General features: G+C 69.3%; 1 protein-coding gene. It reads left to right on the top strand.

Translation table 11 applies throughout. The features are described 5' to 3' along the window. Nucleotides 1-45: 45 nt before the first annotated feature. Nucleotides 46-1,555 (top strand): amino acid adenylation domain-containing protein (locus Q5762_RS36735; protein ID WP_315896662.1); only part of this gene is annotated, 1,510 nt, incomplete at its 3' end.

Below are 1,555 nucleotides of genomic sequence, written 5' to 3'. Positions count from 1 at the left end.
TGCCAGGTGTTTGAGTTGGGTGGGGTGTTGCGGGTGAACTGGGCCGTGGTGGAGGAGCTCTTCCCCGCAGGTCTGATCGATGCGGCGTTCGGGGCGTTCGGTGGGCTGTTGGAGCGGCTCGCGGATGACGAGGCCTTGTGGGACTCGTCCGTGCTGGGGCTGGTGGGGTCCGGTGAGTTGGCGGCCCGGTGTGAGGCGAACCGGACGGAGGTGGTGGTGCCGGGGGTGCTGCTGCATGAGCTGGGTGGTTCGCTGCGGGCTCGGGGGGATGTGCCGGCGGTGATCGCGCCGGAGCGGGCCATCGGGTATGCGGAGCTGGACCGGCGGGCTGCCCGGATCGCGCGGCGGCTGGGGGAGCTGGGCGTGGGGGTGAACACGCTGGTCGGTGTGGTGATGGAGAAGGGCTGGCAGCAGCCGGTCGCCGCGCTCGGAGTGCTCCAGTCCGGCGCCGCGTACCTGCCCATCGACGCCGGCTGGCCGATGGAACGGATCCGGCAGGTGCTGGATCGCGGAAGGTGCCGAGTGGTGCTCACGCAGGAGCGGGTGGCGGAGCGCCTGGTCTGGCCGTCGGGTGTGACGGTGCTGGCGGTGGATGAGGATGCGGTCTGGGCCGGCGTGGACGACGCGCCCGTGGAGTGCGCGGCGGGGCCTGAGGACCTGGCATACGTCATCTTCACCTCCGGTTCCACAGGGGAGCCCAAGGGGGTGATGATCGACCATCGTGGTGCGGTGAACACGGTCGCCGATATCAATGACCGCTTCGGGATCTCGGCCAGGGACCGGGTGCTGGGCCTGTCCTCGCTCAGCTTCGACCTGTCGGTCTGGGACATCTTCGGAACCCTCGCCGCCGGCGGCGCGCTGGTGCTCCCGGGACCGGAGGCGCACCGCGACCCGGCCGAGTGGACCGAGCTGGTGCGCGCCCATCGGGTGACTGTGTGGAACACGGTGCCCGCGCTGATGGAAATGCTGGCCGAGCACGCGGGCACCCGCCAGGACAAGATCGACGAGCTGCGGCTGGTGCTGCTCAGCGGGGACTGGATCCCCTTGAGCCTGCCGGAGCGTATCCGGGATTGTGCGCCGGGTGCCCGTGTGGTGAGCCTGGGCGGGGCGACCGAGGCCTCGATCTGGTCGATCCACCACCCCGTCGACGAAGTCGACCCGGCCTGGCCCTCCATCCCCTACGGACGGCCCCTGGCCAACCAGTCCTTCCACGTTCTGGACACGGAACTGGAACCCGTACCGACGTGGGTACCGGGCGAGCTGTACATCGGCGGCACTGGTGTGGCACACGGCTACTGGGCCGATCCCGAACGAACCTCGGAGCGCTTCCTCACCCATCCCACCACCGGTGAACGCCTTTACCGCACCGGAGACCTCGGCCGCTACCACCCCGACGGCACCATCGAGTTCCTGGGCCGCAACGACCACCAGGTCAAGGTCAACGGCTACCGCATCGAACTCGGCGAGATCGAAGCCCGCCTGACAACACACCCCTCCATCAAGGACGCCATCGTCACCGCCACCGACAACCACCTCACCGCCTACCTCATCCCGG

The organism is Streptomyces sp. P9(2023) (genome assembly GCF_032436795.1).
In the GTDB taxonomy this organism is placed as follows: domain Bacteria; phylum Actinomycetota; class Actinomycetes; order Streptomycetales; family Streptomycetaceae; genus Streptomyces.
Note: the sequence above shows the minus strand (reverse complement) of the source record. Positions and strands in the feature narration are given on the sequence as shown.